We start from the raw sequence: 20,788 nt of genomic DNA, 5'->3' as shown, positions 1-20,788 counted from the left end.
CTGTTTCCCGGGTGGTGGCCTGTGCTGGGGAAGTGGGATGCGGACTGCTGCTCATGGCGTATTCGCTCGGCAGAGGTCAGTGAACGGCTCCGTCCACCGCTGCGTTCACTGTTCGACCGTACGCCGGTGCCATGAGGGCCACCACTTGGGCGGACTGCCGGAAAACGGGTGCGGAATCGGCGTGGGCGGCGTTACGATCACCGCGATGACTACTCACTCCATTGGCAGAATGGGGGTCCCGTCCGCGCAAGGTGAGTGCTGATGCTCACTTCTCTCGCGAACGGGGATTCCCGGCTTTCCTTCTGGTCGCGCGTGCGCGAGTTCGCCGTGCCACCCTCCATGATCGAGACTGCGACCGCCCGTCGTGCTGTCGGCGACTGGGCCGGTGCGTGTGCCGCCGCAGGCATCGACATCGACTTCGATCCGCGTTCCCTGGCCCGTGTTCACGGGCAGGATCTGGCAGCCCAAGTACGGGGCGACCTCAGACATGTGGCGCCGGACCTGTTGCGCTGGCACATGCCGAGGATCGCTCCCGACGGGCTACTGCGCCCCGGCCTGACCATCACGCTGGCCCGGTACGACGTGCCGGGGCGGGCCCGCCCCGGTGCGCTGCACCTCGTGGCGCGGACGCCGCCCGCCTGGGCGGACGCCGGACAGCGGATCGGCCTCGCGTTGTGGGACGCGTCCCGCTCCGAGGCCGACGCCCGCGGCCATCCGCATCCGCGTCCCAGCCGCCGCTACCGTCTCGATCTGCACCGCCATCTATGGGATGCACGAAGGACGAGTGAGCTACGGACGCGCACAGGAGCGGATCATGAGGCCCTGGACGGTGCGCTATCACCGGGCTCCGCCGACCATCGGCTTCCCTCGGGCTCAGCCGACCATCCGCTTCGCTCCGGCTCCGTCGACGGCCCGCTGTCACCCGACACCCGCGAGCGTTCGCCTTCGCCGGGCCCGGAACCGCGTCGACCCGAAGTGCCGGGCCGGGAGTTACGGGATCCGGATGTGTCCGGCTGTGCCGTCGGGCGGTGGGCCGATGAGGCGGCGATCGTGCTGCGGGCCGAGGGGCGGGACGGCGGTGCCGTACTCGTCCGGTGCGGCGCTCGACGCCGGCTGCTCCTGAACGTGGCCCCGGCACCCGGCCCGCCCCCGGACGGCGGCCCCTACGACCGGATCGGCGACGGCGGTCGGCCCCCCGCCCTGCGGATCACGGCCGCGTCCGGCGAGGACGGTGCCTCCACCTCGTTGCCGGTCCTGCCCGACGCCGCGACCTGGGTCCTGCCCGACCTGGCACTGCTCCGGGCCGGGGCGATCGACGTCGGCCGGCTGCATCCGCTGGTCGCGTCGGCGCTGGTACCGGGCCACCCGCCGTCGGGTCCGGCGGAAGCACCGGACGGTACGGGACCACGGATCGTTCAGTGCCGGGGAGAGCGGCACCGGATCGGCCTGGTCGACGGGGTGTTGGTCCCACTGGACCACGATCCCGTAGAGATCCGGCGGGAGGAACTGCTGGTCGAGCTGACCGGCACTCCCCTGCCCTGTCTGCGGGCCATCGACGAGGCACACCGCCGCCCGGACTGCCTGACCGGCGTACGTGAACGCCTGGACCACGGTGACGTGGCCGGTGCGCTGGCCGTGGTCGAGGGGCTCCTCGGCCCCGAGGCGGTGCTGCGCGACGGTGCGCTGCGGGACGCGCTGGAGACGGCCGCGCGAGGCCGGATCGCCTACGGCCTGTACCGGGCAGGTCTCGCCGATCCCGGGGCCGGCCGGGTCCGCAGCAATGCCGGCCGCCGCCCGTCCCGTCACCGCCGCCGGCGCGTCGCCACCTTCTACTGACCGGGGCCCCTGCCCTCGACCCACTGGCCCGGGCCCCGGGCCAGTGGCCTCGCACCCGCACCGCCCCCGCACTCGCATCCGCTCACTCGCGTCATCACGGGGACCCTCCTCGTTCCCGTACTCCCCCGGCCCTCCACACACCACAGGTGATCACACATGCCCACTGCCACCCCGTTCACCCTGTCCACCGCTTTCTCCGCTACCGACACCGCTACCGAAGCCGATACCGGCCCTGTCTCCCAACTCGACGTGGCCGGTGACCTGTTGACCCTGCTGCGCACCACGACCACCGAACCACGCCCCGACACCCAACTGGAGGCTCTGACCCTGGCCGTCGCCGCTGACCTGCCGGTCCTGCTGTGGGGTGAGCCGGGGATCGGCAAGACCGCGGCACTGACCCAGCTCGCGGCCGCCCTGGATCTCCCCCTGACCACGGTGATCGCCAGCGTGCACGAGCCGTCCGACTTCTCGGGACTGCCGATCGTGGGCGACGACCCGGCCGAACAGGGTGTGCCGATGGCCCCGCCGGACTGGGCGGTGCGGCTGGTGCGGGCGGGCCGGGGGCTGCTGTTCCTGGACGAGCTGTCGACCGCGCCGCCGGCCGTGCAGGCGGCGCTGCTCCGGCTGGTGCTGGAGCGCAGGATCGGCGCGCTGCAACTGCCGCCCGGCGTACGGATCGTGGCCGCCGCCAATCCACGCTCCTCGGCGGCCGACGGCTGGGAGCTGAGCCCGCCGCTGGCCAACCGCTTCGTCCATCTGCAGTGGACACACGACCACGAGGTCGTCGTACGGGGCCTCGGGGGGACCTGGCCCCGGGCCACCCTGCCCCGGCTCGCGCCGGAGCGGCTGTCCCAGGCCGTGGACTTCGCCCGTCGCGCGGTGTGCGCGCTGCTGGCCGCGCGTCCCAAACTCGTGCACCAACTGCCCAGCAGCGAGAGCCGCCGGGGCGGGGCCTGGCCGTCACCCCGGAGCTGGGAGATGACCCTGCACCTCATCGCGTTCGCGACCGCCTCCGGAGTCGACCGTGATGTGCTCTCCCTGCTGGTGAGGGGCACCGTGGGGGACGGTCCCGGGCTGGAGCTGCTCGCCAGTCTGGACCGGCTGGACCTCCCCGACCCCGAAGATCTGCTCGCCGACCCGGCGCGGGCGGTCCTGCCCGAGCGGGGGGATCTGAGGCAGGCCGTGCTCGATGGTGTGGTGGCGGCGGTCCGGGCCCGTCCGGAGAGGTCCCGCTGGGACGCGGCGTGGACGCTGCTCGTCCGGGCGGTGGAGACGGGGGCCCCGGATCTGGTGGTGGTCCCCGCGACCACCCTCGCGGCACTGCGCCGCGACGACTGGGACGTTCCTGCGGTGATCGAGAACCTCGCCGGAGTGGTGACGCTGTCCCGGCGTGCGGACGAGGCGGCGACCCGCGCCAGGACGACGACGCGGGGACGCCGATGACGACGCGGGAACTCGACCTCGACAAGCTCTTCGCCGCCCGGCTGCAGGCGGCTCGGGCCCGGCCCTATCTGGCCACCGCGTTGTTCGCGCTGCACACCGTGGAGTCCCGCCGGGTGCCCACGATGGCCGTGGACCGGCACTGGCGCTGCTATGTGTCCCCGGGCTTCGTGGACCGCACGCCGGTGGAGGAGCTGGCCGGCGTATGGGTGCACGAGGTGTCGCATCTGCTGCGCGACCATCACGGGCGCAGCGACCGGGTCGCCAGGGAGCGGGGGCTGACCGGGCCCGGCGAGCGGCTGCGGATGAACATCGCCGCGGACTGCGAGATCAACGACGACGTGTTCGGCGACGGGCTGGTGAAGCCGGAGGGCGTGGTCGATCCGGCGTTCCTGAGACTGCCCGAGGGGCAGCTGATGGAGGACTATCTGCGCCAGTTTCAACTGGGGCCTCTCACACAGGAGTTGGCCTGGCTGGACTGTGGCAGTGGCGCCGACGGTCTGGAGCGGGAGTGGGAGCTGGGGCCGGATGGGGCGCACGGCCTGAGCGAGCAGGAACGGGACGCGGTCCGTTTCCGGGTGGCGCAGGGCATCAAGGGCCGGCCGGGGAGCGCGCCCGAGGGCTGGCGGCGGTGGGCGGAGGAGGCGTTCCATCCGCCGCAGCCGTGGCGGGAGTTGCTGGGGGCGGCGGTCCGGTCGGCGGCCTCCGCTCCCGGCGCGGGCGAGGACTACTCCTACGGTCGGCCGTCGCGGCGGTCGGCCGGTGTGCCGGGCACCGTGCTGCCGAGCCTGCGGCGCAGACCCCCTCGTGTCTCCGTGATCATCGACACCTCCGGATCGGTCAGCGACGCCGAACTCGGGAGCGCACTCCTGGAGGTCGCCGCGATCTCCCGCGCCGTGGGCGGCCGACGCGACCTCGTCACCGTCGTGTCGTGCGACGCGGCCGCGAATGTCGCCCACCCGCTGTGCCGGGCCGAGGGCATCTCCCTGGTGGGCGGGGGCGGTACGGATCTGCGCACCGGGTTCGGGACGGCGCTCCGGCGCCGTCCCGGTCCCGACGTCATCGTGGTCCTCACCGACGGACAGACCCCCTGGCCCAGTTCACGGCCACCGTGCCGGACGGTGGTCGGCCTGTTCTCCCGGCACCACTCCGGCACCACCTGGATCGAGGACGACCCCGACTACGTACCGGCCGCACCGCCCGACTGGGCTCGGGTGGTGGAGATCGGGTAGGCGCGGGCCCGGTCCCCCGCTTCCTCATTGCGTACACCGAATCCCCATGACAATGAAAACGATTATCGATAAGGTGCGCATGTCAAGCCTGGCGCCTCCCTGTGGAGGTGTCGTCGGGCTGCCCTGACGCCTGAACGCACCGCACGAAAAGGGGAGCTGTGGCTCATCTGTTGGTGGTCGAGAGCTGGGTCGGATCGATGAGCAGGCTGCTGCCACGGGCCATTCGGGAGGGCGGGCACGAGTTCACGTTCCTCACCCGCGATCTGCACCACTACCTCCGCTCCGCCCATGAGGGCACGGCCCATCCGCTGCTCGGGGCGCGGAACGTGGTCACGGCCGACACCAACGACCTCGACACCCTCCTGCCGGAGGTCGCCCGTCTGCATGCGGTGTTCGGCTTCGACGGGGTGATCTCGTCCTGCGACTACTACCTGCCCACGGTGGCCCGGATCGCCGGCCGTCTCGGCCTCCCCGGGCCGCGCCCGGAGGCCGTGGCGAACGCCTGCCGCAAGGACGCCACCCGTCGCGTCCTCGCCGACGCGGACGTGCCCGGACCGCGTTTCGCCCTCCACGAGGAGTGGGCCGACATCGCCCGGGCCGCGCGGGAGATCGGCTATCCACTGGTCGTGAAGCCGGTCGACCTGTGCGCCGGCATGTATGTGCGGCGGGTGGACGACGAGGCCGAACTCGCCGAGGCAGTGCGGTCGTTGGCCGACTTCCCACTGAACGCTCGCGGGCAGCGGCGGGTGCCCGCCGTTCTGCTGGAAGAGCTGCTGACCGGGCCCGAGGTGAGCGTCGAGACCGTGTCGTACGCCGGGGCGGTGCACGTCGTCGGGGTGACCGACAAGAGCATCGGCGGGGCGCCCGCGTTCATCGAGACCGGCCACATGTTCCCGGCCGCGCTCTCCGGCGCCGACGCGGAGGCCGCCGAGCAGACCGCGCTGAGCGCGCTGAAGGCGCTCGGGCTGACCGACGGCGTCGTGGCGCACACCGAGGTCAAACTGACCCCGGACGGACCGCGCGTGGTCGAGGTGAACCCCCGGCCCGCCGGGAACCGCATCACCGAGCTGGTCCGCCATGTCACCGGCATCGACCTCGCGGCGGCCGCCGTCGAGGTCGCCCTCGGCCGCGAGCCCGATCTGCGGCGCCGGGAGACCGGGCTGCGCAGCGCGGCCGTCGGCTTCCTCGTGCCGGAGGCCTCGGGCACCCTCGAAGCGCTCGGCGGAACCCGACTCGCCGACCTGGCAGGGGTGCTGGAGGCGCAGCTCGCCGAGCCGGGGAGACAGGTCAAGGCGGCGGGCAGCAACAACGAGTACCTCGGTCACGTCATGGTGGGCGACCCGGAGGGGCTGGGGGCGCGGGGGCGCGTCGAGGCCCTGCTGGACGAGGTGCGCGCTGGGCTGGTGATCCGGTGACCGCCGTCGTGCCGATAACCCGCGCGGCCACGTACGAGGAACTGTTGCAGGGTGCCCGCGCGGGTGAACTGGGTCCTGATCCACGGGGGTTGCGGATCGCGGTGGCGTTCGTGACCCGTCAGGCCGTGCGGCACGACGGGCGGGGCACCGGCTATCGGAACGAGGTCCTGAGCCTGCGACTCGCCGGGGCCGTGGGGTCCTGCGCGGTCGAGCCCGGCGGTCTTCCGGAGGCGGCCGTCGACGACTGTGCGGGCGCCGATGTCGCCCGGCTCCTGGATCACCCGCTCCTCCCGGTTCGGGTGGCCGCGCTCGACGCCTACCTGATGCACGTCACCCCGCACATGCCGGCCAACGGGGCGCTTCCCTTCCCCTTGCCGGCCGGTACGTCGCTTGAGAAGTCACGGGCGCGGGCGCGGGCCGTGGTCGAGCTGATCGATCTGCCGGCGGGGGCGACGGTGCTCGTGGTCGGTGTCGTCAACTCGCTGTTGGAGGCGTTGCGTTCACGAGGGCTCGGCTATGTGGCGTGCGATCTCAAGGGCGGGGTCACGGAGTGGGGTGAGGAGGTGGTCGCCGACGCGCTGGGGGCGGTCGACCGCTGCGACGCGCTGCTCGTCTCCGGGATGACGCTGGGCAACAGCACCTTCGAGCCGTTGCGGCGGCACGCGCTGGCGCACGGCAAGCAGTTGGTGATGTTCGCGCAGACCGGCAGTGCGGTGCTCCCCCGGTTCCTCGGCCAGGGAGTGAGCGCGGTGTGCGCCGAGCCGTACCCCTTCTTCTGGCTGGACGCGGGGCCCGGCACGCTGCACCGCTACCGGCTGGACGATCGACCGGGCCCGCCGACGACTCCGGTGCCGGGCTCGGACACGGTTTCCGGAGGCAGCCGGTGACCTCGTCGACCGTCCTGCGCTCCGTTGCCCGCCCGGAGCTGCTGTCCCTGGTGGGGCGTACGCCGCTGGCGCGGATCACCGCCGAACTGCCCGGCCCCCAGCCCGGTTTCTGGGCCAAGCTGGAAGGGCTCGCGGCGGGCGGTATGAAGGCTCGGGCCGCCGTGTCCATGCTGCTGGGTGCCCGGGAGCGCGGTGAACTGCTGCCCGGTGCACCGGTGGTGGAGTCCACGTCCGGGACGCTGGGTGTCGGGCTGGCCTTCGCGGGTCAGGCACTCGGCCATCCGGTCGTGCTGGTCGGCGACAGTGAACTGGAGCCGTCCATGCGACAGTTGCTGCGCTCACACGGCGTGCGGCTGGAGCTGGTGGACCGCCCGGCGGCCCGGGGTGGCTGGCAGGCGGCGCGCCTCACCCGGCTGCGGGAACTGCTGGCCGTGCTGCCGGGGGCGTACTGGCCCGACCAGTACAACAACCCCGACAACACCGCCGGTTACGCCTCGCTCGCCGCCGAACTCGCCGTGCAGCTGGACCACTTGGACATCCTGGTGTGCAGTGTCGGCACCGGTGGCCACAGCGCGGGCATCATCGGCCCACTGCGGAGGCACTGGCCGGCTCTGCGCCTCATCGGTGTCGACTCCACCGGCTCCACGATCTTCGGCCAGCCCGCCCGGCCGCGGCTGATGCGCGGCCTGGGCAGCAGCATCCACCCCCGCAACGTCGCCTACGACGCCTTCGACGAGGTGCATTGGGTCGGCCCGGCGGAGGCCGTCGACAGTTGTCGACGGCTGGCCCGTGGCAGCTTCGTCAGCGGTGGCTGGAGCACGGGCGCGGTCGCGCTGGTCGCCGCCTGGGCGGCCCGCGTCCACCCCGGCGCAGTAGTCGCCACCGTCTTCCCCGACGGGCCGCACCGCTACCTCGGCAGCGTCTACGACGACGACTTCGCCGCCGCCCACGGCCTCGACCCGTCCACCGCCGCCGCCCGCCCCGTCGAGATCCCCCACCCGGGCGCGGCCGAGGCCGTCGGCTGGGCCCGATGTTCGAGGGTCACCGACCCACTGGCCGTCCCCGTGGTCCCGGCCGCCGCCCCACCCTCTCCGGAAGAGAGTCTGTGAAGGTCACCCAGCGCACCGTACGCCTCGAACTCGCCGAGCCGTTGCGTATCTCCCGCTCCACCATGGCCGCCCGCGACGCGGTGTGGCTGACCGTCGAGCACGACGGCCTGGCCGGTCACGGAGAGGCCGTCACCAGCGTGTACTACGGCCTGGACGCGGACACCCTCGGGCGGCACTTCGCGGCCGTCGCCAGGGATCTCGTCCACTTCCGCGACCCGGAGAGCGCCCTGGAGGCGCTGCGCACCGGCGAGCCGGCCGGTCCGGCGTCCGCCGTACCCGTCGGTTCGACCATTGGCCGTGCCGCGACGGCCGCATCCACGACTGCCGGTGCCGGGAATGGCGGTGCTGCGCCTGCCGGTCGTTCGTCGGCCCTCCCCCCGGCTGTCACCGCCGCCGTCGAATCCGCGCTGCTCGACCTCGTCGGGAAACGGGCGGGCAGCCCCGTCCACCGGCTCCTCGGCGCGCCCGCCGCGCCCGTGGCCGCGACCGCCCGGACCATCGGCATCACCGCACCGGCGCACGCGGCGGCCGAGGCGCGCCGGCTCACCGCGAGCGGCTTCGAGGTCGTCAAGATCAAGGCCGGATCGCCCGATCCCGAGGAGGACATCGAGCGCGTACGGGTCGTCCGGGAGGCCGCGCCCCGGGCCCGTCTCCTCCTGGACCCCAACGGCGCCTGGACGCCGACGCAGGCCGATGCCCTGCTGCCGCGCTTCGCGGAACTCGGTGTGGAGGCTGTCGAGCAGCCCCTCGCGCCCGGCACCCCGGACGCGTTGGCGGCCCTCGCGGAGCGTTCGCCGCTGCCCGTCATCGCCGACGAGGACGCCGTGAGCCTGGACGACGTACGACGGCTGGCGGGACGTGTGCACGGGGTCAACGTGAAACTCGCCAAGTGCGGAGGCGTCCACGCCGCCCTGCGGATCGCCGAGCTGATCGAGGGCAGCGGCACCGAGCTGATGCTCGGGTGCCTCACCGCCAGCAGCCTCGGGCTCGCACCCGCCGTCCAGCTCGCCGACCGCGCCCGCTGGGTGGACCTCGACGGGCACCTCCTGCTCGCCGCCGACCCGTGGACCGGCATCGGCGGAGCCGACGGGTTCGTACGGACAAGTCACCTTCCCGGTCTGGGAGTTCGGCGTCGGGAGACGGAGGAGACCCGGCAGTCCCGGCAGCCGGGGCAGGCCGCGCGGTCGGACCGGACGGGGGAGGTGGGCCGTGCAGACGTGGCATGAGATACGCCGCTTCCCGTTCGCCGTCCGACTCCTCCTGGTCAACCAGCTCGGCGTCAACATCGGCTTCTACCTCCTGATCCCCTACCTCGCCACCCATCTCACCGAGAACCTGGGCATGTCGGCGGCCGTCGTCGGCATCGTCCTGGGTGTCCGGAACCTCAGCCAGCAGGGCCTGTTCATCATCGGCGGCTCCGCCTCGGACCGGCTCGGCGCACGGGGCGTCATCATCGCCGGGTGCGCGCTGCGGACCGTCGGGTTCGGGTTGTTCGCGCTGGGCGACGGGCTGACGGTCCTGCTGGCCGCGTCCGTGCTCAGCGGGCTCGCCGGGGCGCTGTTCAACCCGGCGGTGCGCGCCTATCTGGCGCAGGAGGCCGGGGAACGCAAGGCGGAGGCGTTCGCGCTGTTCAATGTGTTCGCCACGACGGGTGCGCTGATCGGGCCGCTGCTGGGAAGTGTGCTGCTGCTCGTGGACTTCCGTACGTCCGCGCTGACCGCCGCCGGGATCTTCGCGGTCCTCACGGTGGCGCAGGCCCTCGTCCTGCCCGCGCGGACGGTCGAGCCGAGCGGCGGCGGTGTCCTCGGGGACTGGCGTGAGGTGCTGGGGAACCGTGCCTTCCTGGCGTTCGCGCTCGCCATGGTCGGCATGTTCACCCTGGAGAACCAGCTCTACCTGCTGCTGCCCGCCGGGGCCCGGGAGGCCACCGGCTGGGACGGCGCCGCCGGGCTCGTCTTCCTCGTCGGCACACTCGGCAACCTCGCGCTCCAGTTGCGCATCACCAAGGCCCTCAAGTCCCGGGGAAGCCGGCCGCGTTGGATCAGTGCGGGACTCGCCGTGACGGGGCTGGCGTTCCTGCCGCCGGCCCTGGGGGCAGGACTGGCGGCCTCCGGATGGTCTGCCGCCGCGCTCGTCCTGCTCGGCGCACTGCTCCTCTATCTCGGGCTCATGGTCGCCTCACCGTTCGTGATGGAGCTCATCCCACGCTTCGGGCGACCCGAGCTGACCGGAACGTACTTCGGCATCTTCTACGTGGTCTCCGGGATCGCGGCGGCCGTCGGCAACACCGTCGTCGGATGGGCCATGGACACCGGGGAGCGCGGCGGACACGCATGGCTGCCCTGGGTGTGCTGCGCGCTGTTCGGGCTGGCATCGGCGAGCGCGGTCGCCTGGCTGCACCGGCGTGGTGCGGTGCCCGCGACACCGGCCCCGGCCACGGCCGCACCCGTCAGCGAGAGGAGTGGCGCGTGACCGCCCCCGTCGTCACCCGCAACCTCCTCACCGACAACCCCGAGCTGTACGAGGCCCGTTTCCCCGATCCCGAGCGGCTGGCCGGACGCTGGGCGGAGGACTGTCTGCGGCGTCACGGGGCCGGGCCGCGGGTCCTGGACATGGGCTGCGGCACCGGGCGCGACGCCGCCCATCTGCACGACGTCGGTCGTACGGTGACCGGCGCCGACCTCTCCGAGGCGATGCTCGCCCACGCACGGGCCCGGCACCCCGGTCCGTCGTACGTGCGGGCGGACCTGCACGGCTTCGACCTGGGCGGGGCGGCCTTCGACGCGGTGGTCTGCCTGGACAGTTCCCTGCTGTACTGCCACACCAACGCCCAGCTCGACGGCTTCCTCACCTCCTGCCGTCGGGCGCTCGCGCCCGGCGGACTGCTGGTCGCCGAGATGCGCAACGGCGCCTACTTCCTGGGCCGTACCGACCTGCTGGACACCCCCACCGCCAACGCCTTCACCTGGCAGGGCACCGCCTACCGGTCCACCACCACCCTGACCGTGGACCGCACCGCGCAACTGCTCCGCCGTACCCGCGTCTGGTCCTCGGACGACGGAGCGCCGCCCGTCGAACAGCGGTCCGCCTGGAGGCTGCTGTTCCCCCAGGAGCTGCGCCACGTGCTGGCCGCCCACGGTTTCGAGGTGCTGGAACTGCACGACGGGCCGGGCCCGCGCACCGAACCGGTTTGGAGGGAAGGACAGTTGCCGGGCCGGGCCACGGAAGCGGACCGACTCCATCTCCTCGCGCGACGTGCCTCCACCCACTGACTGTGCGGCGGCGCGCCTCTCATCCAGACGCCCGCCGATCGCTCTCCCACCGACACGCCCGCCGATCTCCCCCAGCACGCCCGCGGATCTCGTGTCCAGACGCCCGCCGATCGCTCATCCCCATCACACCCAAGGAACCCTCATGCACGACGAACGTTTCCCCACCCTGCGCCGACGCGGTTTCCTCGCCGCCACGGGCGCCGTCACGCTCGGCACGCTCGCCCTGACCGGGTGCGGCGGAGGCGGGGCCGACTCCGAGGCGAGCGGCGGCGACGACAAGCCGAAGCGCGGTGGTCGGCTGCGTGCCGCGTTCGCGGGCGGCGGCGCCAGCGAGACCCTCGACCCTCACCTGGCCAACCTGTTCGCCGACGTCGCCAGAGCCAAGGCACTGTACGACAAGCTCGCCGACTACGGGGCCGACCTGTCCGCCCGGCCGCGCCTCGCCGCCAAGTGGGAGTCGAACAAGACCCTGGACCGCTGGCAGGTCACCCTGCGCGAGGCCACCTTCCACGACGGCAAGCCGGTCACCGCGCAGGACGTGCTGTACAGCTACCGCCGGATCGCCGACCCGGAGAAGGCGTTCCGCGCCAAGGCGTCCCTGGAGCCCATCGACCTCGACGCGAGCCGGGCCACCGGGGAGCGGAGCATCGAGTTCGTGCTGAAGCGGCCGACGGCCGAGTTCCCCAATGTGCTGGCCGCGTTCGGGGCGTACATCGTGCCGGAGAACGCGGGTGACAAGGCCGGGGAGTTCGACAAGAAGCCCGTCGGCTCCGGCCCCTTCCGCTTCGTGTCCTTCTCCCCCGGCCGCTCGGCCGTCTTCCGCCGCTACGACGATCACTGGGACGGCGCCCCGCACCTCGACGAGCTGGAGTTCGTCGTCGCCAACGAGGAGTCCGCCCGCGTCAACGCTCTCCTCGGCGGCCAGGTCGAGTACGCCCACGAGCTCAACCCGACCACCGCGCGCGCCCATGAGGGCAAGGGGCAGATCGAGATCGTCCGGCTGCGGGGCAGCGCCATGCAGGCGTTCTGTATGAAGACCGACCGGGCACCCTTCGACGACAAGCGGGTGCGGGAGGCGTTCTTCCTCATCGCCGACCGGCAGGAACTCGTCGACGGCGCCCTTTCCGGGGCAGGCGTGGTCGGCAACGACCTGTTCGGCAAGGGGTACGAGTACTACGCCGCCGACCTCCCGCAGCGCGAGCAGGACCTCGACCGCGCCCGTGCCCTGCTCAAGCAGGCCGGTGCCGAGAAGCTGAAGGTCACGCTGGACACCTCGGACGTCGCCGCCGGGTTCACCGAGGCGGCCAGCATCTTCCGGGACCAGGCCGCGAAGGCCGGCGTCACGGTCGACGTCAAGATGGGCAGCAAGGACTCGTACTGGGCCGACATCCTCGACGGCGGCACCCTCGCCTGCTACCGCTCCGGCGCCATGCCCATCGAGGCGCACATCTCGCAGCGGCTCCTCATCGACTCCACCACCAACGCCACAAAGTGGAAGCACAAGGACTTCGACGCCCTGTACCAACAGGCGCAGTCCACCCGCGACAAGACAGAGCGGGCCGCCGTCTACGAGCGGATGCAGCGCCGGCTGTACACCGAGGGCGGCTTCCTGATCTGGGGGTTCGCCGACTGGATTCTCGGAACGGCACGCAATGTGAGGGGAGTCGAGGCCAAGGCTCCTGCCAACACGCTCGACTGGGCACGCTTCGACAAGGTGTGGCTCGCGTGAACGGATCCGGCCTGGGCTCCTTCGTCGCCCGGCGGCTGCTCCTCGGCGCCCTGCAGACCGTGGCCGTGGTGCTGCTGGTCTTCGCGCTCACCGAGGCGCTGCCGGGCGACGCCGCGGTCGCCCTGGCCGGGGACCAGCCGGACCCGGCCCGCATCGCCGCCATCCGCGAGGCGATGCGGCTGGACCGGCCGGTGCACGAGCGGCTGGCCGACTGGGCGCTGGGCCTGCCGCACGGTGACTTCGGCACCTCGCTGGCCTCGGGCCGCCCGGTCGCCCAGTACATCGCCGACGGCTTCGGACCGACCCTGCTGCTGGCCACGCTCACCGTGGTCCTGCTCGTGCCGATCGCCTTCGGACTCGGTGTGCTGGCCGCCCGGCACGAGGGCGGTCTCCTCGACCGGCTGGTCAGCTCCCTCACGCTCGCCGTGTACGCGGTCCCCGAGTTCGCCCTCGGAGTGCTCCTGGTGACCGTCTTCGCGCTGAGGCTGGGCTGGCTGCCGCCGACCGCCGTGGGTTACGGCACCGATCTGCTGGCCCACCCCGCCGCCCTCGTCCTGCCGGTGGTGGTCCTGCTCTCCCGGCCGGTCTGCTCCCTCGTCCGCCTGGTCCGCGCCGGCATGGTCGACGCGCTCGCCTCCCCGTACGTCGCCCACGCCCGCCGGTACGGCGTCCCGGGCGCCCGCGTCCGCTACGGCCATGCCCTCCCCAACGCCCTCGCTCCCGCCGCCCAGCAACTCGCCCGCACCATCGACTGGCTGCTGTGCGGCGTCATCGTCGTGGAGGCCCTCTACGTGATCCCCGGACTGGGCACGGTCCTCCTCAACGCCGTCGCCGAACGCGATGTGCCCGTGGTCCAGGGTCTGGCCGTGGTCTTCGGCGTCCTGACCGTCGTGCTCAATCTAAGCGCCGACGTCGTCGCCAGGCGGCTGGCGCCCCGGGCGGGGGTGGCGGCGTGAGGAAGGACGTGAATTTCGGTGCGGCGGGCACGGGCGTCGTTCCCCGGCCCCGGCGGCGTACGGGCCGTTTCGCGCTAGGGGTCGCCATCATCGCCGTACCCCTCGTCCTCGCGCTGCTGGGACCGGTGTTCGCGGGTGAGCCGGGCGCGCGGTCTGCGTCCTTCACGCTCGGCGACGGGCACTGGCTCGGCACGGACTTCGTGGGCCGGGACGTGTGGCGGCAGGTGCTGCACGGCGGTCGGCCGGTCGTGCTGACCGCGCTCGGCGCGGGAGCGCTGGCCTATCTCGTCGCCCTGCCGGTCGGTCTGATCGCCGCGATGACGCACCGGCGTTGGCTGGAGGAGCTGCTGATGCGGCCCCTCGACGTGCTGATCGCCGTCCCCTCGCTGCTGCTGATCCTGCTGGTGGCCTCGGTGTTCACCCCTGGGACCGTCGGCCTCGCCCTGCTCGTGGCGCTGGTCAACGTGCCGGACGCCGCCCGTCTCGTCAGGGCCGCCGCCACCGAGGCCGCCGCACGACCGGTCGTGGAGGCGCTTCGCCTTCAGGGCGAGAGCTGGTGGCGCACGGCCGTCGGCTATGTCGGCCGCACCATCCTGCGGACCCTCGGCGCCGACGCCGGCACCCGGCTGACGGGTGTGCTGTACCTGGTCGCCACAGCCGCGTTCCTCGGCGTCGGGGTGGCGCCGGACGCCGCCGACTGGGCGGTGATGGTCGACCGCAACCGCACGGGCCTGTTCGTGCAGCCATGGGCCGTGGTCGTGCCCGCGCTGCTGATCGTCGCGCTGACCACGGGCACCAACCTCCTCTTCGACGCGGCTCTGGAGAAGCCGGGCGGGCGCGAGAGGAACGACCGGCGCGGTGGGCGCCGGGTACGGAAGGAACAACGGGTGTGAAGCGGTACGACGACGAGGACAGCCGGGGCGCCAAGGATCCCCTGGCCGAGATCACCGATCTGCGCGTCGAGGTGGGCGGCCGGGCGATCGTCGACGGGGTGAGCCTGCGGATTCCGCCCGGCAGGATCACCGCGCTGGTGGGTGCCTCGGGCAGTGGGAAGACCACCACAGGGCTGGCCCTGCTCGGCGAGTTCCCGGAGGACGCGCACGTCACCGGTGACGTCCGTCTGGCGGCCGACGGCCTCGTCGGGTACGTGCCCCAGCATCCGGCGGCGGTCCTCAACCCGGCCCGCCGCATCAGCGCCCTCCTGACCGACATCGCCCGTACGCAGGTGGACCGTCTGCCGCGTGGCGAACGCCGTACAGCCGCCCGCGGACGCGTCCTCCAGGCCCTGGCCGACGCCCAACTCCCGGATGCCGAACGTCTGTTGCGTCGCTATCCACACCAGCTCTCCGGTGGCCAGCAGCAACGCGTCGTCCTCGCCCAGGCCCTGCTGCTGGGCGCCCGGATCATCGTCGCCGACGAGCCCACCACCGGCCAGGACGCCCTGACCAAGAGCCTCGTCGTGGAGCAGTTGGCGGCGGTCGCGGCGCGCGGCATCGCGGTCGTCCTGCTCAGCCACGACCTCGATGTCGTACGCGCCCTCGCCGACGAGGTCCACGTCCTGCGGGCGGGACGCGTCGTGGAGTCGGCCCCGACACGGCACCTGTGGCTCACGCCGCGACACGAGTGGACCCGCCGACTCCTCGACGCACAGCCCTCTTTCGCGGTGACGGGGGTGGATGCGAGGTCGAGGACGGACACGAGGACGGAGACGGAAGCGGCCACCGCGCCGGGGCCGGGAACGGAGACGGGACCGCGATGGGGAACCGGACCGGAAGCCGGGCCAGGCGCCGCTGTCCGTGGTGGCTCCGTGGCCGTGCCGCCCGTGCGACCCAGGCAACCCGTGCTGCGCGTACGCGATCTCACCGCCTGCCACCGTGACGGCTCACGCCGCACGACCCTGGCCGTACGCGCGCCCGAACTCGCCCTGCACACCGGGGAGTCGCTGGCCCTGGTCGGGCGCTCGGGCAGCGGCAAGACCACCCTCGCCCGCTGCCTCGCCGGGCTCCACCGCGACCACGACGGCACGGTCCTCCTCGACGGCACCCCGCTGCCGCGCAGTCTGCGCGACCGCGACCGGGGGCAGTTGGCCGCCATCCAGTACGTCTTCCAGGACGCCCGCGCCGCCTTCGACGAGCACCGCCCCGTCCTGAACCAGGTCGCCCGTACGGCGGTGCGGCTGCGGGGCGCCGACGACCGCACCGCCGAGAGCGAGGCGTTGGCCACCCTGACGCGACTGGGTCTCCCCCAGGACCTGGTGCGCCGGCGGCCCGATCGGCTCTCCGGCGGTGAACTCCAACGCGCCGCCCTGGCCCGTGCCCTCCTCGCCCGCCCCCGCGTCCTCATCTGCGACGAGATCACCTCCGGGCTCGACACGGTCACCCGGCGCGAGATTCTCGACGTCCTGACGGGCCTGCCGGCCCACGAGGAGGGCCACGCCGGAGCCCCGGCCCTCCTCCTCATCACCCACGACCTCGACATCGCGGCCACGGCCCACCGCATCGCGGTCATGGACGCCGGACACCTCGTCGAACAGGGCCTCACCCGACAGGTTCTCGCCGCCCCGCACCACCCGTTCACGGCCTCGCTCATGGCGGCCTCCGCGGGGCTCGCTCCGCAGGCGTCCCGTACTCCTTCGTGAGGTCCCGGAGAGGCAGGTCAACTCGCCGTGGCGTCGGCTCACCCTCAGGCCGCCGACGCCCAGGCACGGCTCGGCGTCCGCATTCTCGGCGCGCGGCGAGCGGGCCCTGAGCCCGCTGGTCGTGATCCGGATCCGGGGCCCGTATAAAGGGACGCGCGCCCCGCCACGGGGAGCAACGGCATTCGTGGAAGCCAGAGTTGAAGGGTCGACCTATGAGCACGGGCAGGAGCCGGTTCGGTGTCTCGGTGGGCGCGGCGCTGATGCTGGTGCTCACCGGCTGCGGCGGAGGCGGCGGAGGCAGCGGTCAGGACGACGGTTCCGGGGCGGGGACGAAGCCGTCGTCCCCCACCCGCACGCCTTCGGCAGCGAGCCCGAGCGAGGCCCCGGGCACATCGCCGTCCAAGGCTGAGCGGCCGACCTCACCCACGTCCTCCGCGACCGCTGACTCCACCGCCGAAGGAACCGACGACAGCACCGACGACAGCACCGATGTCGACGCCTGCTACGACGGGCGCTGCGAACTGGCGGTGCCCGAGCCCGTGTCCATCGAGGTCGACGACCGGTTCGGCGTCGGCGACCTCCGCGTCACGAAGGTCACCGACGACACCGTCGTACTCCGGTCCTCCGGCGCCGGTACGTTCCTCAGCACCACGCTCGGCGAGGGCGGCACCGGCGGTCTGAACGGCCTCGGCTTCCGGGTGAAGTCCCTCGAAGGCGGCACGGCGGTGCTGGAGTTCTTCCCCCGCGCCTGATCCGCCGGCCGCGGTGCCGCCCACGAAGCGTCAGACGATCTCTACGAGCAGATCGCCGCCCTCCACCTGCTGGATCTTGTTGATGGCAAGACGGGAGACCCGCCCGGCCTTGGGAACCGTGATCGTGGCCTCCATCTTCATCGCCTCGATCGTGGCGACCGTGGCGCCGGCCGCCACCTCGTCACCCTCGGCGACCGCGAGGGTGACCACGCCTGCGAACGGGGCGGCCACATGGCCGGGGTTGGAGCGGTCGGCCTTCTCGGTGACGGGGATGTCGGAGGAGACGGCCTTGTCGCGGATCTGGATCGGCCGAAGCTGGCCGTTCAGGGTCGACATCACCGTACGCATACCGCGTTCGTCCGCCTCGCCGACGGCCTCCAGACCGATGAGGAGCCGCACACCGGGCTCCAGGTCGACGGCGTACTCCTTGCCGGGCCCGAGGCCGTAGAAGAAGTCCTTGCTGTCGAGGACGCTGGTGTCGCCGTAGGTCTGCCGGTGGGTCTCGAACTCACGGGTCGGGCCGGGGAACAGCAGCCGGTTGAGGGTGGCGCGGCGGTCCTTGTCCAGTCCGTCGCGGTCCTCGGCGGTGAGGTCCTGGACGGGCTTGGCGTCGGCACGGCCCTGGAGGGCCTTGCTGCGGAACGGCTCGGGCCAGCCGCCGGGCGGGGTACCCAACTCGCCGCGCAGGAAGCCGATGACGGAGTCGGGGATGTCGAACCGGTCGGGCGTGGCCTCGAAGTCGGCGGGAGACACCCCGGCGCCGACGAGGTGCAGCGCGAGGTCGCCGACCACCTTGGAGGAGGGGGTGACCTTCACCAGGTGGCCGAGGATGCGGTCGGCGGCGGTGTACATCGCCTCGATGTCCTCGAACCGGTCACCGAGTCCGAGCGCGACGGCCTGGGTGCGCAGGTTGGACAGCTGGCCGCCGGGGATCTCGTGGTCGTAGACCCGGCCGGTCGGGGAGGCGAGGCCCGCCTCGAAGGGGGCGTAGATGCGGCGGACGCTCTCCCAGTAGGGCTCCAGATCGCCGACGGCCCGCAGGTCGAGGCCGGTGGGGCGGTCGGAGTAGTCGGTCGCGGCCACGATGGCGGACAGCGACGGCTGCGAGGTCGTGCCCGCCATGGAGGCCACGGCCCCGTCGACGGCGTCGGCGCCGGCCTGGATCGCGGCGAGGTAGGTGGCGAGCTGGCCGCCCGCCGTGTCGTGGGTGTGGATGTGCACCGGCAGGTCGAACTCGCGGCGCAGGGCGGAGACGAGCTTTGTGGCGGCCGGGGCGCGCAGCAGTCCCGCCATGTCCTTGACGGCCAGGACATGGGCGCCCGCCTCGACGATGCGCTCGGCGAGACGGAGGTAGTAGTCGAGGGTGTAGAGCCGCTCGGCGGGGTCGGACAGGTCGGAGGTGTAGCAGAGGGCGACCTCGGCGACGGCCGTTCCGGTGGCTCGTACGGCCTCGATGGCGGGCCGCATCTGGTCCACGTCGTTGAGCGCGTCGAAGATCCGGAAGATGTCGATGCCGGTCTCGGTGGCCTCCCGCACGAAGGCGTCGGTGACCTCGGTCGGGTAGGGCGTGTAGCCGACGGTGTTGCGGCCGCGCAGGAGCATCTGGAGGCAGATGTTCGGCGCGGCGGCACGGAACGCGGCCAGCCGCTCCCAGGGGTCCTCGGCGAGGAAGCGCAGGGCGACGTCGTAGGTGGCGCCGCCCCAGCACTCCAGGGAGAGCAACTGCGGCAGGGTCCGCGCCACCACGGGGGCGACGGCCAGCATGTCCTTGGTCCGGACGCGGGTGGCGAGCAGCGACTGGTGGGCGTCGCGGAAGGTGGTGTCGGTGACGCCGATGGTGGGCGACTCGCGCAGCCAGCGGGCGAAGCCCTCGGGGCCGAGTTCGACGAGCTTCTGCTTGGAGCCGGCCGGGGGTTCGGTGGTGGTGGGCCTCGGCAGCTTGGAGGACGGGTCGATCAGGTCGGGGCGCGGGCCGTGCGGCTTGTTGACCGTCACGTCGGCCAGATAGGTGAGCAGCTTGGTGCCCCGGTCGGCGGAGTGCCGGGAGGTGAGCAGGTGCGGGCGCTGCTCGATGAACGAGGTGGTGACGTCGCCCGCCTGGAAGTCCGGGTCGTCGAGGACGGCCTGCAGGAACGGGATGTTCGTGGCGACGCCCCGGATGCGGAACTCGGCGACCGCGCGCCGGGCCCGGTTGACGGCGGTGGTGAAGTCCCGGCCCCGGCAGGTCAGTTTGACCAGCATGGAGTCGAAGTGTGCGCTGATCTCCGTACCGGCGTGGGTGGTGCCGCCGTCGAGGCGGATGCCGGAGCCGCCGGGCGAACGGTAGGCGCTGATGCGGCCGGTGTCGGGGCGGAAGCCGTTCGCCGGGTCCTCGGTGGTGATACGGCACTGGAGGGCCGCGCCACGCAGGGTGACGGTCTCCTGGGAGAGCCCGAGGTCGGCGAGGGTGGCCCCGGCGGCGATACGGAGCTGGGACTGCACGAGGTCGACGTCGGTGACCTCCTCGGTGACCGTGTGCTCGACCTGGATGCGGGGGTTCATCTCGATGAAGACGTGGTTGCCGTCGCGGTCGAGGAGGAACTCGACGGTGCCCGCGTTGCGGTAGCCGATCTCCCGGGCGAAGCGGACGGCGTCGGCGCAGATGCGGTCGCGCAGGGCCGGGTCGAGGTTGGGCGCGGGCGCCAGCTCGATGACCTTCTGGTGGCGGCGTTGCACCGAACAGTCGCGTTCGAAGAGGTGGATGACGTTGCCGTGGCCGTCGGCGAGGATCTGCACCTCGATGTGGCGGGGCTCGACGACGGCCTTCTCCAGGAAGACGGTGGGGTCGCCGAACGCGGAGGCCGCCTCGCGGGACGCGGCCTCGATGGACTCCCGCAGCGCGGCGGGGTCCTCGACGCGGCGCATCCCGCGGCCGCCGCCACCGGCGACGGCCTTGACGAAGACGGGAAAGCCGATCTCGTCGGCGGCGCGGACCAGTTCGTCCACGTCGGTGGAGGGCTCGGAGGAGCCGAGGACGGGCACGCCGGCGGCGCGGGCGGCGGCCACCGCGCGCGCCTTGTTGCCGGTCAGCTCCAGGATGTGCGCGCTCGGGCCGACGAAGGTGATGCCGGCCTCCTCGCACGCGCGGGCCAGCTCGGGGTTCTCGGACAGGAACCCGTAGCCCGGGTAGACGGCGTCGGCGCCCGCCAGCCGGGCGGCGCGCATGATCTCCTCGACGGAGAGGTACGCGCGCACGGGGTGCCCCGGTTCGCCGATCTCGTAGGCCTCGTCGGCCTTGAGCCGGTGCAGCGAGTTGCGGTCCTCGTGCGGGAAGACGGCGACCGTCCGCGCGCCCACTTCATAGCCGGCGCGGAACGCGCGGATCGCGATCTCGCCACGGTTGGCGACCAGTACCTTGCGGAGCATCCCTGATCCCTTCGAGCTGCCATGAGGACACCATGGTTCCGGCAATGATGCAGTCGCACCACAGGAATCGTGTCACTCAGTGCCATGTGAGCCCAGTCACTTCCCGGGCCAGGCTGT

General features: G+C 72.6%; 15 protein-coding genes. 14 read left to right on the top strand and 1 reads right to left on the bottom strand.

Annotated features, from left to right (window positions below):
• Positions 1-261 precede the first annotated feature (261 nt).
• The 14 genes from ACFY9I_RS20335 to ACFY9I_RS20270 all read left to right on the top strand — a co-directional run bounded on the left by ACFY9I_RS20335 (position 262) and on the right by ACFY9I_RS20270 (position 17,266).
• Positions 262-1,836: a hypothetical protein gene (locus ACFY9I_RS20335; protein ID WP_391003446.1), complete on the top strand. Its 1,575-nt coding sequence runs from the start codon at positions 262-264 to the stop codon at positions 1,834-1,836.
• Between the two features lie 156 nt (positions 1,837-1,992).
• Positions 1,993-3,279, top strand: a complete 1,287-nt coding sequence (locus tag ACFY9I_RS20330; RefSeq protein WP_391003444.1) for an AAA family ATPase — start codon at positions 1,993-1,995, stop codon at positions 3,277-3,279.
• The gene (locus ACFY9I_RS20325; protein ID WP_391003442.1) at positions 3,276-4,508 is read left to right on the top strand and encodes a VWA-like domain-containing protein; all 1,233 of its coding nucleotides are present in this window, start codon (positions 3,276-3,278) and stop codon (positions 4,506-4,508) included. Before ACFY9I_RS20330 ends, ACFY9I_RS20325 begins: the two co-directional genes overlap by 4 nt.
• 158 nt (positions 4,509-4,666) lie before the next feature.
• Entirely contained in the window at positions 4,667-5,923 is a 1,257-nt protein-coding gene (locus ACFY9I_RS20320; protein WP_391003440.1) for an ATP-grasp domain-containing protein, read from the top strand.
• A complete protein-coding gene (locus ACFY9I_RS20315; protein WP_391003438.1) occupies positions 5,920-6,810 on the top strand; it encodes a Rossmann-like domain-containing protein in 891 nt (296 codons plus the stop codon). The genes ACFY9I_RS20320 and ACFY9I_RS20315 overlap by 4 nt, the downstream gene beginning before the upstream one ends.
• The gene (locus tag ACFY9I_RS20310) at positions 6,807-7,919 is read left to right on the top strand and encodes a pyridoxal-phosphate dependent enzyme (RefSeq protein ID WP_391003436.1); all 1,113 of its coding nucleotides are present in this window, start codon (positions 6,807-6,809) and stop codon (positions 7,917-7,919) included. The genes ACFY9I_RS20315 and ACFY9I_RS20310 overlap by 4 nt, the downstream gene beginning before the upstream one ends.
• Positions 7,916-9,145, top strand: coding sequence for an enolase C-terminal domain-like protein (locus tag ACFY9I_RS20305; RefSeq protein WP_391003434.1), 1,230 nt, complete (start codon positions 7,916-7,918; stop codon positions 9,143-9,145). Before ACFY9I_RS20310 ends, ACFY9I_RS20305 begins: the two co-directional genes overlap by 4 nt.
• Entirely contained in the window at positions 9,129-10,391 is a 1,263-nt protein-coding gene (locus ACFY9I_RS20300) for an MFS transporter (RefSeq protein WP_391003432.1), read from the top strand. The genes ACFY9I_RS20305 and ACFY9I_RS20300 overlap by 17 nt, the downstream gene beginning before the upstream one ends.
• Positions 10,388-11,191 (top strand): methyltransferase domain-containing protein, encoded by an 804-nt coding sequence (locus ACFY9I_RS20295; RefSeq protein ID WP_391003430.1) that lies wholly within the window; start codon positions 10,388-10,390, stop codon positions 11,189-11,191. Before ACFY9I_RS20300 ends, ACFY9I_RS20295 begins: the two co-directional genes overlap by 4 nt.
• Positions 11,192-11,333: 142 nt before the next feature.
• Positions 11,334-12,920, top strand: a complete 1,587-nt coding sequence (locus ACFY9I_RS20290) for an ABC transporter substrate-binding protein (protein ID WP_391003428.1) — start codon at positions 11,334-11,336, stop codon at positions 12,918-12,920.
• The gene (locus tag ACFY9I_RS20285) at positions 12,917-13,876 is read left to right on the top strand and encodes an ABC transporter permease subunit (protein WP_391003426.1); all 960 of its coding nucleotides are present in this window, start codon (positions 12,917-12,919) and stop codon (positions 13,874-13,876) included. The genes ACFY9I_RS20290 and ACFY9I_RS20285 overlap by 4 nt, the downstream gene beginning before the upstream one ends.
• Before the next feature lie 8 nt (positions 13,877-13,884).
• Complete coding sequence (locus ACFY9I_RS20280) at positions 13,885-14,769, top strand: ABC transporter permease subunit (RefSeq protein WP_391003712.1); 885 nt, start codon at positions 13,885-13,887, stop codon at positions 14,767-14,769.
• Positions 14,766-16,514 carry an ATP-binding cassette domain-containing protein gene (locus tag ACFY9I_RS20275; RefSeq protein WP_391003424.1) on the top strand — a complete coding sequence of 583 codons (1,749 nt, stop codon included), beginning with the start codon at positions 14,766-14,768 and terminating at the stop codon, positions 16,512-16,514. The genes ACFY9I_RS20280 and ACFY9I_RS20275 overlap by 4 nt, the downstream gene beginning before the upstream one ends.
• A gap of 212 nt (positions 16,515-16,726) precedes the next feature.
• Positions 16,727-17,266, top strand: a complete 540-nt coding sequence (locus ACFY9I_RS20270; RefSeq protein WP_391003422.1) for a hypothetical protein — start codon at positions 16,727-16,729, stop codon at positions 17,264-17,266.
• 30 nt (positions 17,267-17,296) lie between these two features.
• Here ACFY9I_RS20270 and ACFY9I_RS20265 read toward each other — a convergent pair whose 3' ends face one another.
• Positions 17,297-20,671: a pyruvate carboxylase gene (locus ACFY9I_RS20265; RefSeq protein ID WP_391003421.1), complete on the bottom strand. Its 3,375-nt coding sequence runs from the start codon at positions 20,669-20,671 to the stop codon at positions 17,297-17,299.
• Positions 20,672-20,788: the final 117 nt, after the last annotated feature.

This window comes from Streptomyces sp. NPDC012510, assembly GCF_042955065.1.
In the GTDB taxonomy this organism is placed as follows: Bacteria; Actinomycetota; Actinomycetes; order Streptomycetales; family Streptomycetaceae; genus Streptomyces.
The sequence above is the reverse complement of the archived record's forward strand: the minus strand, read 5'-3'. Positions and strand labels throughout refer to the sequence as shown.